Genomic DNA, 1,358 nt, shown 5'->3' on the forward strand with positions numbered 1-1,358 from the left:
CATCCGCACGCCCGGATTCCGTCCGTGTGAAAGAGTTAAGCCTGTAACCAAACATCAAAGACCCGAATCTGTCTATTATCGGCTTCATGCACCAACGCCGATTATACCCGCGAGGCTGTTGAGGTGAAAGCGGCGGTTCGTGGCCCATCCAGTATAGCTAAACTTCGGCAATTGCTTTGCCTATGCTTGCGCCAAGGCAAATCACCTACCATTGTTGTTCAAAAACAATGATTTTACGCATACTGCCATCAAGCAGACTTGAAAAAGGTTATAAAGCATAAAATATTAGGCGAATTAAAATATCTCAGTGTTTCTTTACAACGACCCTTCCGATTCTTGTAAGATCATGCCATCTCTCCACTTTCTTGGTTCTCAATCTGGCTGTACCTTTTCCGGCTATTTGATAAGTCTCTTTAGACAAGTCGCTCATGCGAACGGGCTCTAGTCGCTTGCGCTCACCAAGCCTGCTTAAAGCGGTCTTGGACATGCGGTTACGATGGTTCTTTCGCAAAGTTTTTTGTGACAAACTCTTTGAAAGGCGACTGAATGTTGACGCTCCGCCAGATAGAAGTGATCCGCGCGATCATGGTGACAGGCACAATCGCTGGCGCTGCAAAACTGCTCAATGTATCAGCGCCCGGCCTTAGCAGGCTGATGAAATATTCCGAAGACTCGCTCGGCGTAAGGCTGTTTGATCGGCGCGGCGGGCGATATGTCCCTACGCCACAGGCGAGAAATATCTTTGATCTTCTCGATACGGTTCACCGGAAAATCGAAGATCTTCAATCAGCTGTTACGGATCTGAGCAAGGGAAAGGCGCAGGAACTCTGCGTGGCATCGGTGCCAAGCATTGCCAATGTCATGATACCACGCACTGTTGCGAAACTTCGCGAGCGTTATCCAGATATTCATCTTGACCTCGACATTCTTAAGATTGAGGAAGCTGTCGATTATCTTCTCCTGGGACGCGGCGAAATTGTTGCGATTTCATCGCGGTTTGATCACCCTCTTATCCATTTTGAGCCGCTTACAACGGGACGGCTTTTATGCATCGTGCCGGAACATAGCCCTCTTGCATCACGCAGCAAGATAACCCCTCTGGAAATGTCGCAATATCCACTCATCGGGATCAATCCAAAAGATCCTTATGGGGCGATCATGGCTGCAATGTTCACCAATGCGGGTCTTGATTATAAAATGAACATCAAAGCGCGATTTGGATCGACTGTGTGCAGCCTTGTTGCGGCCGGATTGGGCATCGTGAGAGCGGCGGTGCAAAATTAGTCCACGGAAGTGGCGGGATAATCCCGCTTCGGCGGAGTAAAACTCGGCCACCTATTTTCCTTCTGCAACGAGTG

Annotated in this window: 2 pseudogenes; both read left to right on the top strand. The window is 49.0% G+C overall.

From position 1 onward, the window contains the following. Nucleotides 1-157 precede the first annotated feature (157 nt). Nucleotides 158-262: pseudogene (locus VBH83_RS19295) on the top strand (VapC toxin family PIN domain ribonuclease); the annotation flags it as partial. 284 nt (nt 263-546) lie between these two features. Next, a pseudogene (locus VBH83_RS19300) lies at nt 547-1,260 on the top strand (LysR family transcriptional regulator); the annotation flags it as partial. Between the last annotated feature and the right edge of the window lie 98 nt (nt 1,261-1,358).

Origin of the sequence: Ochrobactrum sp. S1502_03 (genome assembly GCF_044435015.1) — a bacterium.
GTDB classification, from domain to species: Bacteria; Pseudomonadota; Alphaproteobacteria; order Rhizobiales; family Rhizobiaceae; genus Brucella; species Brucella chromiisoli.